Source organism: Blautia argi (genome assembly GCF_003287895.1).
Taxonomy (GTDB): domain Bacteria; phylum Bacillota; class Clostridia; order Lachnospirales; family Lachnospiraceae; genus Blautia; species Blautia argi.
The window spans coordinates 1,019,734-1,035,474 of the sequence record NZ_CP030280.1 but is presented as its reverse complement, the minus strand read 5'-3'; the positions used below and the strand labels follow the sequence as shown (position 1 = coordinate 1,035,474).

At 44.2% G+C, this 15,741-nt stretch carries 12 protein-coding genes and 1 pseudogene; all 13 read right to left on the bottom strand.

From position 1 onward, the window contains the following. Positions 1-117: 117 nt before the first annotated feature. Positions 118-636 (bottom strand): ClbS/DfsB family four-helix bundle protein, encoded by a 519-nt coding sequence (locus tag DQQ01_RS05055; protein ID WP_111918943.1) that lies wholly within the window; start codon positions 634-636, stop codon positions 118-120. A 796-nt stretch (positions 637-1,432) separates the two neighbouring features. Next, a pseudogene (locus DQQ01_RS05045) lies at positions 1,433-2,254 on the bottom strand (IS256 family transposase); the annotation flags it as partial. A 591-nt stretch (positions 2,255-2,845) separates the two neighbouring features. After that, a complete protein-coding gene (locus DQQ01_RS05040) occupies positions 2,846-3,481 on the bottom strand; it encodes a thiamine diphosphokinase (protein ID WP_242980590.1) in 636 nt (211 codons plus the stop codon). 13 nt (positions 3,482-3,494) lie between these two features. After that, positions 3,495-4,154: a ribulose-phosphate 3-epimerase gene (gene rpe, locus DQQ01_RS05035; RefSeq protein WP_111918941.1), complete on the bottom strand. Its 660-nt coding sequence runs from the start codon at positions 4,152-4,154 to the stop codon at positions 3,495-3,497. A gap of 5 nt (positions 4,155-4,159) precedes the next feature. Further along, positions 4,160-5,038, bottom strand: a complete 879-nt coding sequence (rsgA, locus tag DQQ01_RS05030) for a ribosome small subunit-dependent GTPase A (protein ID WP_111918939.1) — start codon at positions 5,036-5,038, stop codon at positions 4,160-4,162. A gap of 149 nt (positions 5,039-5,187) precedes the next feature. Continuing rightward, positions 5,188-7,401 (bottom strand): Stk1 family PASTA domain-containing Ser/Thr kinase, encoded by a 2,214-nt coding sequence (gene pknB, locus DQQ01_RS05025; RefSeq protein WP_111918937.1) that lies wholly within the window; start codon positions 7,399-7,401, stop codon positions 5,188-5,190. Next, entirely contained in the window at positions 7,395-8,138 is a 744-nt protein-coding gene (locus DQQ01_RS05020; protein WP_111918935.1) for a Stp1/IreP family PP2C-type Ser/Thr phosphatase, read from the bottom strand. Before DQQ01_RS05020 ends, pknB begins: the two co-directional genes overlap by 7 nt. Before the next feature lies 1 nt (position 8,139). Next, positions 8,140-9,186, bottom strand: coding sequence for a dual-specificity RNA methyltransferase RlmN (gene rlmN / locus DQQ01_RS05015; protein ID WP_111918933.1), 1,047 nt, complete (start codon positions 9,184-9,186; stop codon positions 8,140-8,142). Next, a complete protein-coding gene (rsmB, locus tag DQQ01_RS05010; RefSeq protein ID WP_111918931.1) occupies positions 9,174-10,538 on the bottom strand; it encodes a 16S rRNA (cytosine(967)-C(5))-methyltransferase RsmB in 1,365 nt (454 codons plus the stop codon). Before rsmB ends, rlmN begins: the two co-directional genes overlap by 13 nt. A 3-nt stretch (positions 10,539-10,541) precedes the next feature. Continuing rightward, positions 10,542-11,474, bottom strand: a complete 933-nt coding sequence (fmt, locus tag DQQ01_RS05005) for a methionyl-tRNA formyltransferase (protein WP_111918929.1) — start codon at positions 11,472-11,474, stop codon at positions 10,542-10,544. After that, complete coding sequence (gene def, locus DQQ01_RS05000; protein ID WP_111918927.1) at positions 11,471-11,950, bottom strand: peptide deformylase; 480 nt, start codon at positions 11,948-11,950, stop codon at positions 11,471-11,473. Before def ends, fmt begins: the two co-directional genes overlap by 4 nt. 21 nt (positions 11,951-11,971) lie before the next feature. Next, positions 11,972-14,203, bottom strand: coding sequence for a replication restart helicase PriA (gene priA / locus DQQ01_RS04995; RefSeq protein WP_111918925.1), 2,232 nt, complete (start codon positions 14,201-14,203; stop codon positions 11,972-11,974). Further along, positions 14,200-15,675, bottom strand: a complete 1,476-nt coding sequence (locus DQQ01_RS04990) for a UDP-N-acetylmuramoyl-L-alanyl-D-glutamate--2,6-diaminopimelate ligase (protein ID WP_111918923.1) — start codon at positions 15,673-15,675, stop codon at positions 14,200-14,202. The genes priA and DQQ01_RS04990 overlap by 4 nt, the downstream gene beginning before the upstream one ends. Between the last annotated feature and the right edge of the window lie 66 nt (positions 15,676-15,741).

Sequence of the window (15,741 nt, the reverse complement as noted above, 5' to 3'; positions counted from 1 at the left end):
TTGTCAATTATTTCCCAAGTTTTCTTTGCATTAAATCAATGAATATAGAAGCAAGAGAAAATACTTACTTTCATAATTTTAAATTTTCTTAACTCTTTTAATTCAATAAGCTGGGATTTACAGTGCTATCTTTTTCCATTTTCTAATCTTAGTTCTAAAAGTTCCGAAAGGAGCAACAGTATTAACGTGAATGAACTTGTAAACTTCCCATACCGCTGCTTTTGTAGCATCATCGGCCCACTTTCTCATATGTGGTTGAAATAGTTCTTCCTCACTCATTGAGTCAATCATTGTATGGATAGATGTAATATTTTCTTTTAATCTATCTTTCAATTCTGATAATGAAAAATGTGAGTAAGTATCTGTAAACCATTGATATAAATCGCCTAACTGATTCCACTTAAACATATCTGATGGTGTTTTCACTTCAATTCCATGTTTCTCATCATCTTCCCATTTCAAAACTAATGTCGTCCATCCAACTTGATAAGCAAGATTTTCTGCCGGAGTTCTATCTACTTCGATTATTCTCTTATCTTTTAAAGATTCAGGAATATTATCAAATTCAGAGATATACTTTTCAAAGCTTTTATTTATCTCATCTTTTAATTCCTCTTTATCCTTGTATGTTCTCAAAATATCCCCTCCACAAATTCTAATTTATCATTTTCTTTCAGTATATCATAATTATAATCTTTCCACAAAACAAAAAATTTTAATTCCTACGGATTTTTCTACAAAGCATATAACCACATATTATTACACTTCATCAAAAAAACTTTCTCACCCTATATTGAAAAATCGTAACTGAATATCCGACATTCTATCCATCAATAGTTTCTCTTTAACAAATATCATCTTAGTACGGTATCCTGTTCCATCTGGTGTAAGTTTTACTACACTTATTATAACTTCAAAAGCAAACGCCCAAACTGCTTTCTTATTAAAAAAACTTAGAAGAGACATTCTCCTCTAAGCCTTTATACTTTATCATAGAATACTTTTTACTTTTATATTTCCTCATGGTCACGATGCTTTTTTCGCTTAAATCCTACCTTTTGAACACAGGATATTACATGTAAAGATTTTACCCCCACTAAAGACTCTTACCTCACCTCATAAACAACCTTCACAAAAACGCCTCTTTTGTTACATCTATATGTAAAGAACTATCTGCTTTTTTACATTTAAAACACGCTATACCAAATTGTAAAGATTTTACTTTCAAATTTATTTATAAAAAAAGCTGTAAGATTCCACTATTAGAATTCTTACAGCTTTCATTCTCATCATGTCACATCCCTAAATTATAATTATTTATCTTGTAACACTCACACAAAAATCTATGGGTTATTTTCGGGTTATTTCTTCCACACAAATACCTTCCAAGTATTGATTTTACTGACTTTTTAAGGAGTTCTTCAAAGAGTGCCGTGTTTCTTACCTGGTGTACAATACAGCGCTGGTATTCCGTCTTTGGAAAAGCTGCTGCGATCGCTTCTTTGATTCCGGTTAAACCATCGGCACAGATGATTAATACATCTTTGACACCACGATTTTTCAGTTCATTCATAACGGAAAGCCAGTATTTTGCGCTTTCGTTATCGCCAACACTGATGGTTAAAACTTCTTTTTTTCCTTCCGTGTTGATTCCCAGAATCACGTAAGCAGCAAGCTTTCGGATCACGCCATTATCCCTTACAGAATAATGGATTGCATCAATGTAGAGAATGGGATAGACCTCGTCCAGTGGCCGGTTCTGCCAGTCTTCGATCTGTGGCAGGATCTTATCAGTCACATCAGAAATAAAGCTTTCAGAAGTTTCAAAGCCATAAATATCTTCGATGGTTTCGGAAATCTGCCGGGTAGTCATTCCTTTGGCATACATGGAAATGATCTTCTGATCAATATCGGAAATATCTTTCTGACGTTTTTTCACAACCTGTGGTTCAAACGTTGATTTGCGATCCTGTGGCACTTCGATTTCCATCGAGCCATACCGGCTGTTGACCTGTTTCCGCTTATAACCATTGCGATAATCATCATTATCTGAGCGTTCGGATTTTTCGTAACCAAGATGATCATCCATTTCAGCTTCCATCATTTCCTTAATGGTGCCGCCTAAAAGATCCTTGAGCGCATCCTGAATGTCTTCTGCAGACTGGATATCGTACTCTTCCAGGAGCTGATGGATGATGTTTCGTTTTCCTTCTGTCATTTGTACACGATGTACAGGTTTCTTTTGTCTTGCCATAATAAAAGGCCCTCCTAATGATATTTATTGTATCATAGAAGAACCTTATAAACATTATTTTACAGAAAAAGTTTCATACTCTCATCCAAATCAATTCTTACGAAAAAGGCCTAAAAGAGATATTTCTCCTTTAAGCCTTTATACCTTATCACAGAATACTTTTTGCTTTCTTTTTTCCTCATGGTCATGAGGATTTTTTTACTTAAATCATACCTTATGAATATGTGTTGTTGCATATAGAAATCTTAACTTCCACAACAATCACTTATTTAGAATCATGCCTTTCTCCGCTTAAAAACTTTCCATCATTTCTACTGTATTAGGACTTTCATAAAAATCTTTCCAAGACAAGTGGGCCACAAAGTGGGCCATTTTTCAAAAACTTATATGAATTTATATGGAGTTATATCCGAGTCCCAAATCCGCTAAATGCTCTAGCTATCAGCATTTAAAGGCTTTTAACGACTTATACGGACATACATGAAATCAGGCGAATAATAACGATACCTAGTTTCATTTTTATCTTTACCTGTTCAGAAACCCTTTATTTATGCGGGTTTCTGCCTTTCTCTATATTTTATTACACCCTTTTTACGCCTTGTCCCTGGACAAAATCATGAGCACCAGCCCTTCCCGAAAGCTCACCGTCGCAGTTTCGTCCACAATTTCATTGCTAACACCAATGCCGTCTTCATTTTCCATGGTGTATTCTGTCAACGGATATTTAAACCCGCGAAGGGTCAAGCCCTTTACGCAATCTCCCATGGAGAAAAAGGAAACATAGTTTCCAAACTGCTCTTTTTTACAAAGTTCTGTGGGCTTGTCCAGCAGGGTAATCGCATTTTGTTTATCCAGAATCCATGCCTGGCAGCCATGCTTGGCAGCCGTTATAAGAGATTTCAGATTCCCCATGTAATGGTCCAGCCTTCCTCCGGTTGCACCCAAAAGAAAAATCCGGTCGCTCCCCAGTTTTAACGCCAGTTCCATTCCTATAGCAGTGTCTGTAGCGTCTTTTTCCGGCTGATACCTCCGAATCTTCGTATCCGGCTGGCTCTCATAATACTGAAGCGCTTCTTTATCAATGCTGTCGAAATCTCCCAGAATATAATCCGGTTTCACCTGATTTTCATAACAGAAATTCAGCCCTCTGTCAATCCCTATAACGCAATCCGGGGCTGTTGTCCGGATTACTCTAAGGCATACGTCCGATCCAGACAGCCGCCACATATCAAAACTGTGTTCATGATTCCTTCATCATTCCTTTCAGTTCCTGGACATTTGCTGCAATATCTCCTTTAAACACTGCGGATCCCGCTACAATCACATTAGCGCCTGCTTCCAGAACCTCTGAAATCGTATCCTTATTAATGCCACCGTCCACCTGGATATCCAAAGTCAGATTTCTTCCCTTTGCCATTTCCCGTATCTGACGTACCTTATTTGCACAATAAGGAATATATGCCTGTCCTCCAAATCCCGGATTAACCGTCATAATTAACACCATGTCTACGATTTCCAGCACATTTTCCAATACCTGGACAGACGTAGCCGGATTGATGGCAACTCCCGCCTTGCAGCCTTTTTCTCTGATAAGACGCAGCGTTCTGTCCAAATTCGGGCATGCCTCTGCATGAACGGTAATCAAATTCGCTCCTGCCTTTACAAAATCCTCAATCAGAGGAGTGGGATCCAGCGCCATAATATGCACATCAAAAAACATGTCTGTAGTCCTTCGCAAAGACTCTATAACCGGAATCCCCATGGAAATAGACGGGACAAACTGTCCATCCATGACATCTATGTGAAGCCAGTCTGCTCCTGCCTCATATGCTTTTTGAACATCTGCGCCCAAATTGGCAAAATCTGCAGCTAAAATCGAAGGTGATAATTTGTATTCCACGCCTTCTAGTACCTCCTTTTTTCTTCCAGTTCTTTATACATTTCCAGATAATTTTCGTATCGCTGTTTGTTGATTTTTCCCTGCTCCAAAGCCTCTTTTACCCTGCATCCTGGCTCATGGGTATGGGTGCAGCCCTGAAACCTGCACTGTCCCTCATATTTCTGGAATTCCGGGAAATAGTACCGCAGTTCTTCCTTCTCCATATTTTCCACATAAAAGGAAGTAAAACCCGGAGTGTCCATAAGATAAGTGCCCCCGAAAATTTCTATGAGCTGAGAATGTCTGGTAGTATGCCGTCCCCTTCCCAGTTTTTTGCTGATTTCTCCGGTTTCCATGTCAATGCCCGGCGCCAGAAGATTGGCAAGAGAGGATTTCCCCACTCCGGAGGGGCCTGCCACAGTTGTGGTTTTCCTCTGCAGACACTGTTTCAGCTCTTCTATGCCCTCTCCCTTGCTGGCGCTGGTAAACAGCACCTGATATCCGCAGGCTTCATAGCAGTCCCGGATCTTCTGCGCTTCCTCGTTATCTGCCAAATCCTGCTTGTTGATACAGATAAGCACTGGTATTTCCTGTCGTTCCATGGTTACCAGAAAACGATCCAGAAGCGAAAAATTCGGTTTCGGCTCCTTTGCCGCAAAAATTACCAACGCCTGATCAATGTTTGCCACCGCCGGACGAATCAGCATGTTTTCCCTGGGCAGCACATTTATAATATTTCCGGTTCTGTGTTCCTGATCCAAAACCTCAATCTCTACATAATCTCCTACCAGAGGCTTTAATTTTTCCTTTCGGAAAATCCCCTTTGCCTTGCACTCATATATCTGTGTGTCCTCTGCCGCAATATAATAAAATCCGGCAATTCCTTTTATAATTCTTCCCTGCATGTAACCTACCTTATATTTTCAGAACTTTTTATTTTTCCCACATCATCTGCATACTGTACCTATTATATACTTTTTAAAATTTAAAGGCAAGAAAAAAGAATACCCCTTTTGACATAAGTTCCTGTCAGAAGGAGCATTCTCTGTTTTTCTTATTCTACTTCTGTAAAGGTCAGAGGATAAGACCACAAGGTCTGGTATTCTCCATTCTCCTGCTGCTCTGCCAGATACAGAGTTCCGCTTTCCATGCCCTCTTTTCCTACAATACTTCCTACGGAATAATAGCCGCCATTGGAATCAAAATCAATGGGAGAGCCTTCCATAATCACAGTACCTCCGCTGGTTTCATCGCCATCGTCCTGTACCAGACGAAGCTGTACGTTGCCGCCCTGGTAATTGTCCGGCTTTTTCAGCTTTGGCTCTACCGCCGCCCACTGTCCGGCTTCTACTTTGTTTCCATCAGCCGTTGTACCTGCATCGGAACCGGCGCCTTCTTTTCGCACCTTAATGGTAACCGTGGTTCCTTTTTCCACACGGTTTCCTGCTTTTGGTGTCTGTGCATAGACTTCCCCGTATGCTACATCAACCTCATCGCCGTCAACCTCTTCGATTTCTACAATCAAGCCCTGTGCTGTCAGAGTTGCCTCCGCCTCTGATGCATCAATTCCGCGTACATTGGCAACGGATACCATATCGTTTCCTTCACCTGTGCTGACCGTTATCACAACCTCTGTATCCTTTGCCACAGAAGTTCCTTCTCCCGGATTCAGAGAAATAACAGCTCCTACTTCCACGCTGGAGCTCTGTTGCTTTTCTACATTGGTTTTCAATCCCAAATCCTGAAGTGTGGACTGTACATGGCTTAAAGACTGACCCACCAGACCGGAAGGAATGGTCACATTGGTATCTTCCTCCTGAGCCTTTCCGGTGCTGATGTAATATACAACTGTTGTATTTTTGTCTACCTGTGTGCCTGCTGCCGGTTCGGTTCTGGTAATCATACCTTCCGCTACGGCATCAGACGCTTCTTCTCCGCCCTTTTTCTTACCCAGGTTCAAAGCCTGCAGCTCTGTGCCTGCCTGCTCTTCGCTCTTTCCCGTCAAATCCGGAACAGCTACCTTATTTGCTGCTTCGTCTGTCTGCTGCTCCTGCTGTACCTGAGGCTTCTTATCTTCTTTATCCTTACCGCCGAACTTCACCAGTCCTGCTGCAGAAGCTACCATATAAATCAGAATGCAGATAATCACGCCGCCAATAATCAGACCGCCGATAGTCATGGCTTTTTCCAGCTTTGTATTCACTCCGCCTCTCTCGTCATCATCATCGTCGTCTTCCTCATCGTCCTCGTCCTCATCTTTTCGACGATGTTTTCTGGAAGGCTTTTCGTAAATCTCTTCGTCCTCGTCCTCATCGTCATCATCATCTTCCTCCTCATATCTGGAAGAAGCGCTGTATGCTCCGTTCTGAATCTGCTTCATTTCCTCCGGAGTAATCATAATGGTCTGTGCATGATTGCTCAGAGGAGAAAGATTCACAAAGCTGCCGTTTGGATCAATGAGGGAATGCTTTAAGTCATTGATTAATTCTGCCAGTGTGCTGTAACGTCTGTCCGGACTCTTCTGTGTACATTTTAAGATGATTTCCTCCAGACTGTGAGGAAGCTCCGGTACATACTGGGACGGCGCTACCATTTCGTCCTGTAAATGCTTGATTGCAATGGCAACCGTTGTATCTCCGTCAAAAGGCACTCTTCCGGTTACCATTTCATACATGGTAATACCCAAAGAGTAGATATCACTCTTAAAGTCACTGTATCCGCCGCGCACCTGCTCCGGTGAGCTGTAATGCACAGAACCCATGGCATTGGTGCTGATGGTATTGGAAGACGCAACTCTGGCAATACCGAAGTCTGTAACCTTTACCTTTCCGTCTGTTGAAATAATAATGTTCTGAGGCTTGATATCCCGGTGTACAATGTTACGGTTATGGGCTGCCTCAAGCCCCATGGAAACCTGAATGGCAATGCTGGTGGCTTCCTTTACGGTCAGTCTTCCCTTTTTGGAAATATACTCTTTTAAGGTAATCCCCTCAATCAGCTCCATCACAATGTAATTAATGCCCTGGTCCTCCCCTACATCAAACACATTTACTACATTGGGGTGTGCCAGACCTGCTGCCGCCTGGGCTTCTCTTTGAAATTTCCGGATAAAATTTGTATCTGCGCTGAACTCCGGCTTCAGCACCTTCATGGCTACAAAACGATTGAGCTTATGGTCTTTTGCCTTATATACATCAGCCATACCGCCGGAACCTACACGTCCGACAATCTCATACCGTTCGCCTACGATTACTCCCACATTTAACATACTTCCACCTCTTTTGTGTCTGGCTGTACCAGTACCACTGCTATATTATCTTTACCACCGTTTTCATTTGCCAGGGAAACCAGACGCATGCCTGTTTCTCTCAAATCCCTGCTTGTATTTGCAATTCTCCAGATATCCTCATCAGAAACCATGTTGGACAGTCCGTCAGAGCAAAGCAGCAGTGTGCTGTTCTCCTTTAAGTGAATATCAAAGAAATCCACTTCGATTTCCGAACCAATGCCCAGCACACGGGTAATAATATTTTTATCCGGGTGTGTCTTGGCTTCCTCCCTTGTAATTAATCCCCTTCTCACCATCTCTTCTACCAGAGAATGGTCTTTTGTAATCTGAAGAATCTGATCTTCGATTAAATATAGTCTGCTATCTCCCACATTTGCTACATAGGCATAGTCATCAATGACGGTCACGAGTACCATAGTAGTCCCCATGCCTTCCATTTCTTTATGCTTCTTCGCTTCTTCGAGAACTTTCCGATTTGCCTCTTCCACAGCATTGCGGATAATCTTAATGGGATTTTGATTTTCGTCCTCCAAAATCGTATGCAGCAGAATCTGCACCGCATAGCTGGAAGCAAAATCCCCTGCTTTATGACCGCCCATACCGTCTGCAACAACGAAGAGATTCGGCAGATTCCCCACCGGTTCCTCAGAAGCAAATACATAGTCCTGATTCACCTGACGCTTCTGTCCCACATCAGTTACAGAATATGATTTCATCTTACGAGTCCTCTTTCTTATCGATATAACTTTTCCTTAGTTGTCCACAGGCACCGTCAATATCTCTGCCCATTTCCCTTCTAATAGTAACATTTATTTGGTATTTTTCAAGTTTATTTTGAAAATTCTCTATAACTTTTTTCTCGGACTGTACAAAATCCCGCTCCTTTATGGGATTTACGGGAATGAGATTTACATGACAGTTCAGTCCCCGAATCAGCTCTGCAAGTTCTTTTGCGTCCTCCTGGGAATCGTTTTTCCCCCCTACCAGACTGTACTCAAAGGTAAGTCTTCTTCCTGTTTTCTCAAAATAATTTCTGCAGGCGTCCAGCACCTCGGTAATAGAATACTTGTTGGCAATGGGCATCAGCTCTGCCCTCTTTTCCTGATTGGAGGCATGGAGAGAAATGGCAAGGGTAATCTGGAGATTTTCCTCTGCCAGATCATACATACGGGGAACAATGCCGCAGGTGGACACCGTAATATTTCTCTGGCTGATGTGCAGCCCGTTTTCATCAGACAGCATACGGATAAATTTCAAAAGATTGTCATAATTATCCAAAGGTTCCCCGGTTCCCATAACCACTACATTGGAAACCCGCTCCCCGGAAAGCTGCTGTATCCGGTAAATCTGATCCAGCATTTCCGAAGGCAGCAGATTCCTGGTCCAGCCGCCAATGGTGGAGGCGCAGAATCTGCAGCCCATTTTACAGCCCACCTGAGAAGAAATACACACGCTGTTTCCGTGTTTATATTTCATTAATACGCTTTCCACCACATTGCCGTCAGACAGGGCAAAGAGATATTTCTGGGTGCCATCCAGCTTTGAAGTCTGTACCTCCAAAGGCTCCAGTGCGGTCAGCACACACGTTTCTTTCAGCTTTTCCCGGAAAGCTTTGGATAGGTTTGTCATTTCGTCAAAGCTCACTGCCAGCTTCTGATGCAGCCATTCGTAGAGCTGTTTTGCCCGGAAGGGCTTTTCTCCAAGGACTGCTACGGTTTCCTTCAGTTCCTTTAAATTTTGTGATTTAATTTCTATCTGTTCCATTCTGTTTTCCTCTTTAATCTGGCAAGAAAGAAACCGTCGCAGCGGTGTACTCCCGGAAGAAGCTGCAGATATCCTTTTTTCGTCGTTTCTCCTCGCAATTCCTCACAAAGATAAGGGTCCAGACTCTCCAGTTCATAGGGATAATTTTCAATAAACCACTGTACATTGTCCAGATTCTCTTCTTTTGTAATGGTACAGGTGCTGTAAATCAGAGTGCCTCCCGGCTTCACATAGGTAGATGCCTGCTCCAGAATTTTCCGCTGCAAAGCTGCCAGTTCCTGAATTCCTGCCTGACTGATGTTGTACTTAATATCCGTCTTTCGTCCAATCACGCCCAGCCCGGAGCAGGGCACGTCTGCCAGCAGAATATCTGCCTTTTCCAAAGCCTCATAATCCAGCTCTGTAGCGTCCTTTTCTGTCACCACCACATTGAGAAAATTCTGGCGAATGGCATTTTCCCGAATCAAATCCGTCTTCGTCCTGCTGATATCTCTGGCGTCTACCCGTCCGGTTCCTTTTAATTTATCTGCAATACATAAACTCTTTCCCCCGGGCGCTGCACACAGGTCTATGACATAATCCCCTTCTCTGGGGTCTGCCACCTCTGCCACCAGCATAGAACTGACGTCCTGTACCTGAATGCTTCCCATGCGGAAGGCCTCCAGAGCCGGAAGATAGTCGTAATTTTTCAGATAATAGGCATTCTCTACATAGGGCGCCTTCTCCACGGTTACTTTTTGCTTTTCCAGGCTTTCCAGTACAGCCTGCTTCTCCACCAGATGCTCCCGAATCCGAATGGTAGTGGGACTTTCCTCTAAAAAAGCTTCCAGCATTTTCTCTGTTTTCTCAAAACCGTATTCTGCCAGAAACCGCTCCACCAGCCACACCGGCATGGAATACATCACAGACAGATATTCCACGGGCTGGCTCTTTTGCGGAAAACGGATACTGCCGTATTCTCTGGCAACCTTTCTCAACACACCGTTTACAAATCCGGTGAGATTATAGAAGCCTTTCTTTCTTGCCAGCTTCACTGCCTCGTTGCACACCGCGCTGTCCGGTACGCTGTCCATGTACAGCATCTGGTACACGCTGCTTCGTAGCAATTCCCGGATAACCGGCTTCATCTTTCCCGTGGGAACTGTGGAATACTGATTTAAAATATAGTCCAGACGCAGACGATATTCCAGTGTTCCCTCGCAAACTCTGGTAATAAAAGCCCGCTCCTGCTTTTCCAGATACTGGTACTTTTCCAGGGTACTGCGGATAACCAGATGGCTGTGTCTGTCCCCTTTACTGATTTCCAGGAGAATTCCCAGAATCAGTTCTCTTAAGTTTACTTTATTTACCATATTTTATCCTAAAACCTCGTCTTCCAAAACCTCAAAGCCCCGCAAAAAGGAAGAGGTATCCATACGCTTTCTACCCTCAAGCTGCAGCTCCTTTACAGCCAGAATACCGTTTCCAGTCTGTACAAGAAGGGCGTCCTTTTCCACTTTCACAAGCTGCCCCGGCTGTTTCTCGGAAGTTTCCCCTCTTACCTGGGCGCTCCAGATTTTCAGCGTTTTTCCCTGCAGCTTTGTGTAAGCACTGGGCCATGGATTCAGACCACGGATTAACTGTTCGATTTCCTTTGCAGACTTTGTCCAGTCAATATTTCCCATTTTCTTGTCAATCATAGATGCATAGGGAGTAGTGCTCTCCTTGGGCTGTTTTTCTCTCACTGCAGTGCCGTCCTCCAGCTTCTGTAAAACCTCTACACAGAGCTTTGCTCCTGCCATGCTTAATTTGTCAAAAAGACTGCCGCCTGTTTCGTCTTTTTCAAGGGGAACCACTACTTTTTCAATCATATCTCCGGTATCCAATCCCTCGTCCATCTGCATAATGGTTACGCCGGATTCCTTATCTCCATTGATAACCGCCCACTGAATGGGCGCTGCCCCTCTGTAGGCAGGCAAAAGGGAGGCATGGACATTGATGCAGCCGTATTTTGGCATTTCCAGGATTTCCTTTGTGATAATCTGCCCAAAAGCAGCTACTACAATAACTTCCGGCGCAAGTTCTTTTAAGGTTTCCACAAACTCTGCTTCCCGCACCTTTTTTGGCTGAAAAACGGGAATCTCATATTTTAATGCTGCCTCTTTTACCGGTGTAGGCATCAGGGTTTTGCCTCTGCCCTTTGGCTTATCCGGCTGTGTCACCACGCCGACTACCTCGTGTCCGGCTTTTACGATTTCCTCCAGAGTTCCCACTGCAAAATCCGGAGTTCCCATGAAAACTACTCTCATTCGTCGTCCTCCTCATAACTTGTGCGGCGAAGCTCGCCCTCTACCAGTTCTGTATACAGTCTTCCGTGAAGGTGGTCTGTTTCATGGCAGATGGCTCTTGCCAGAAGTTCCTCCCCTTCCAGAATATATTCCTCCATGTTTTCGTCCAGGGCTTTTACCTTTACTACATTAGGGCGTGTCACAGTGCCGGACATTCCCGGAACGCTTAAACAGCCCTCATCTCCTGTCTGGGAACCTGAAGTTTCCAGGATTTCCGGATTAATCAGCACAAGGGGGTCTTCCCCTGTGGTATCAATGACTACAATCTGCTTTAGAATTCCTACCTGGGGCGCTGCCAGACCCACACCGTAAGCCTCGTACATGGTATCAAACATATCGTCAATAAGTTCCCTGATTTTCGGTGTCATTTTGTCTACTTTTCTGCATTCTTTTGTTAAAATACTGTCGCCTTGTGTTCTGATTTTTCTGATTGCCATTTCTGTTCTCCTTTGAATTTCTTAAACATTAAAATCAAATTGTATATAAATGCTCTGAAAGCCTTTATTTACCGCAATATACCGCTCCAGAGCGTCTTTTAACCTGACTAAAGCCGGTCGGCTTTTATGACGCATATAAAGCACCATTTTATAGGAATCCTGTACCTTTGCCACAGTTTCCGGGGCAGGGCCGATGAGAATCAAGTCTTCCTTCGGATAAATCCGTTCCAGATATTTCCTGCAATAGGACATGGCCTCTTTTAACAGTTCCTCGTTTTCACATGCCCCTCTTATGGCAGCCATAGCCGCTGCCGGGGGATATTCCATAAGCATGCGGTACTGAATTTCCTTTTCATAAAATTCTTCATAATTCTGGCTCTTTGCCGCCTGAATGCTGTAATGCTCCGGGTGATAGGTCTGAATCACAGCCTCCCCCGGCCGATTTCCTCTCCCGGCTCTTCCCACTGCCTGCAAAAGAAGCTGAAAGGTCTTTTCCGCTGCCCGGTAATCCTCGCTGCACAGGGACAAATCCGCTGCCAAAACCCCCACTAAGGTGACATTTGGAAAATCGTGTCCCTTTACAATCATCTGGGTCCCGATTAAAATATCTGCCTCTCCCTTTGCAAAAGCAGCCAGAATCCGCTCATGGTCGTCCTTTCTTTTTGTGGTATCCGCGTCCATGCGAAGCACTCTTGCGCCCGGAAAACTTTTCTGCACCAAAGCTTCTATCTGCTGTGTCCCTGCCTTAAACCCGCCGATATAGGGCGAGCCGCATATGGGACAACGCTTTACGTCACGGGTTTCATAGCCGCAATAGTGGCAGATGAGCTTCCCGTTTCTGTGGGAGGTTAAGGAAACATCACAGTGGGGGCATTTCATCACATGACCGCAGGAGCGGCAACTCACAAACCCGGTATAACCTCTCCTGTTTAAAAACAGCATCACCTGCTCTTTTTTCATCAGCCGTTCCCGGATTTTCTCTGTGAGCAGACTGCTGAAGACCGAACGATTGCCTGTTTTTAACTCTTCCTTTAAATCCACCACAGAAACCTCAGGAAGCTGACTTGCTCCATATCTCTCTTCCAGATACAACAGTCTGTATTCCCCTGTTTTCCCCTTATAATAGCTTTCCACACTGGGAGAAGCGGAGCCAAGCACCACCCTGGCGCCTTCCATTTCTCCCCGGCAGATTGCCGTTTCTCTGGCATGATAACAGGGCGTCTTTTCGCTTTTATAAGAATCTTCATGTTCCTCGTCTATGAGAATCAGTCCCAGGTTGGGAAAAGGGGTAAATAATGCGGAACGGGGACCGATGACAATGGAAACCTCTCCCTTTTTTGCCTGTTCCAGCTGGTCAAAGCGCTCTCCTTTGGAAAGACGGGAATTAATAAGAGCCACACAGTTTCCAAAACGCCGATAAAACCGGGATACGTTCTGGTAGGTCAATGCAATTTCCGGAATCAGTACAATCACCTGCTGCCCCTGCTCTAACACATGGGAAATCAGCTTCATATAAACCTCTGTTTTCCCACTTCCTGTCACTCCTTTAATCAGACAGGGGCGGGGATTTGGAGTTTCCCATTCCTGAAAAATCTCCTCACAGACCTGTTCCTGCAAAGGCGTCAGTTTTAAAGGCGACACCTCCTGAACTTCTCCTCTTTTGGCAACCGGATTTCGATAATCCCGCTCCCTTATCACCTGTACCAACCCCTGTTCCCGGAAGCTGCGGATAACCGAAGCCGTGATTTTCAATCTTCCCGTAACATCGCTGTATTCCAGTGTTTCGTTTTCCAGCAGCGCCTGCAAAAGCCGTTCCTTTGCCTTATAATGCTTTCTTTTGTATTCCTCTAAAAGCTCTGCACAGGTTTCTTCTTTTTCCCGCAGACAGAGATACCGTTTCTCCTTTGTCCTTTCCTTCGCTTTTACGGGAAGGACAGTCTTTAACGCCTGGTTCATGGTGGAACCATATTCTCTGGCAATCCAGGCGGCAAGGGAAATCAGACGGGATTCAATTTCCATGCCCTTTTCCTCCACTTTCAGAATGGGCTTAATTCTCTCCGGAGCAATTTTTGCCTCCCCGGAAAGCCCTACAATATATCCAGTTAGTTCCCGCTTCCCGTTTCCAAAAGAAATCCGCACCTGTTTGCCAATCTCTGCCTGCTTCTGCAAAGCCTCCGGCACTTCATACTGAAAGGTTTTATCCAGTTTTTCCTGTGAAATATCTACAATAACATCTGCATAAACTCTGCTCATGAATTCTTTTTATCTTCTTCCAGAATTTCCTGAATCAATACACGCTCGTCCATGGGATATTTCTTCCCTTTGATTTCCTGATAGTCCTCATGCCCCTTTCCTGCCAGAACCACAATGTCCCCCGGCTGTCCGTGATGAATGGCATAAGCAATGGCTTCCTTGCGGTCAATGATTTCCACATACTGTCCTTCTGTTTTACCAATACCCACTTTGATATCATTGATGATTTCCTGAGGCTCTTCGTCCCTTGGATTGTCTGAGGTAATAATGGTTAAATCTGCCAGCTTGCCGGAAACCTCTCCCATTTCGTATCTGCGTAATTTTGAACGGTTTCCGCCGCAGCCAAAAAGACATACCAGACGGTTTGGTTTGTATTCCTTTAAAGTCACCAGAAGACTTTCCAGGCTCATGGCATTGTGCGCGTAGTCAATCATCAGGGTGAAATCCTCTGATACCTTTACCATTTCAATTCTGCCTTTTACCTTTGCAGCCTTCAGCGCCTTCTGAATATCTTCTTTTGAAACACCAAAGTGACGGCATACCGCAATGGCAGTCAGAGAATTGTATACGCTGAATTTACCCGGCAAATCAATTTCCACGGGGAAGTCCAGAAGCCCTTTTAAGTCATAGGCAATGCCAAGGGTTCCCTTTCCTGTCACCAGTCTGGTGTTTTCTGCCCGCAAATCTGCATTTTGGGAAAAGCCGAAGGTTTCCACCTCACAGGTATGTCCCTCTAAAACTTCCTCTACATGGGGGTCATCGCCATTAAAAATGCCCACTTTGCACTGTTTAAACAAAAGAGATTTGCAGTGCAGATAGTCTGCAAAATCCTTATGCTCATTGGGACCGATATGGTCTGGCTCAATGTTTGTAAAAATACCAATATCAAAGACAAAGCCTGCGGTGCGGTGGAGCATCAGACCCTGAGAAGAAACCTCCATAACTACACTGTCGCAGCCCGCTTCTGCCATTTTTGCAAAATATTCCTGCACCAGATAGGATTCCGGTGTGGTATTGGCAGATGGAATCCTGATATCTCCGATAATGGTTTCAATAGTTCCAATAAGTCCTGTTTTGTGTCCTGCATTTTCCAGAATGGATTTCACAAGGTAAGTGGTAGTCGTCTTTCCCTTTGTCCCTGTAATTCCTATGGTTTTCAGCTTCTTTGCCGGATAGTCAAACCAGGCTGCCGCAATACATGCCATGGCGTAACGGCTGTCTTTTACCTGCAGCACGGTTACCTCTTTTGGTACGTCTACCGGATCCTGAACTACCAGCACTGCGGCGCCTTTCTCTGCAACAGAAGCTGCATAGCTGTGTCCGTCAGAAACTGCACCCTTGATACATAAAAACAGACACCCCGGCTCTGCTTTTCTGGAATCGTAGACCACGCCGGTAATTTCTTTATCTGTGGTACCCTGGAGGCATTTATACTCCACATGCTCCAGTAAATCTGTCAATTTTTTCATCATTCATTCCCCTTTCGATTCTGTCGGGTAATTTTAGGTCTTACTATTTAGAATACCATAAAACCAGGC

Bases quoted from the DNA above. Each gene is read 5' to 3' on its own strand.
- fmt (WP_111918929.1), bottom strand. From the start codon at position 11,474: ATGAGAGTAGTTTTCATGGGAACTCCGGATTTTGCAGTGGGAACTCTG.
- DQQ01_RS05040 (WP_242980590.1), bottom strand. From the start codon at position 3,481: ATGTGGCGGCTGTCTGGATCGGACGTATGCCTTAGAGTAATCCGGACA.
- def (WP_111918927.1), bottom strand. From the start codon at position 11,950: ATGGCAATCAGAAAAATCAGAACACAAGGCGACAGTATTTTAACAAAA.
- rsmB (WP_111918931.1), bottom strand. From the start codon at position 10,538: ATGGTAAATAAAGTAAACTTAAGAGAACTGATTCTGGGAATTCTCCTG.
- rlmN (WP_111918933.1), bottom strand. From the start codon at position 9,186: ATGGAACAGATAGAAATTAAATCACAAAATTTAAAGGAACTGAAGGAA.
- DQQ01_RS05020 (WP_111918935.1), bottom strand. From the start codon at position 8,138: ATGAAATCATATTCTGTAACTGATGTGGGACAGAAGCGTCAGGTGAAT.
- priA (WP_111918925.1), bottom strand. From the start codon at position 14,203: ATGAGCAGAGTTTATGCAGATGTTATTGTAGATATTTCACAGGAAAAA.
- DQQ01_RS04990 (WP_111918923.1), bottom strand. From the start codon at position 15,675: ATGATGAAAAAATTGACAGATTTACTGGAGCATGTGGAGTATAAATGC.
- pknB (WP_111918937.1), bottom strand. From the start codon at position 7,401: ATGTTAAATGTGGGAGTAATCGTAGGCGAACGGTATGAGATTGTCGGA.
- rsgA (WP_111918939.1), bottom strand. From the start codon at position 5,038: ATGCAGGGAAGAATTATAAAAGGAATTGCCGGATTTTATTATATTGCG.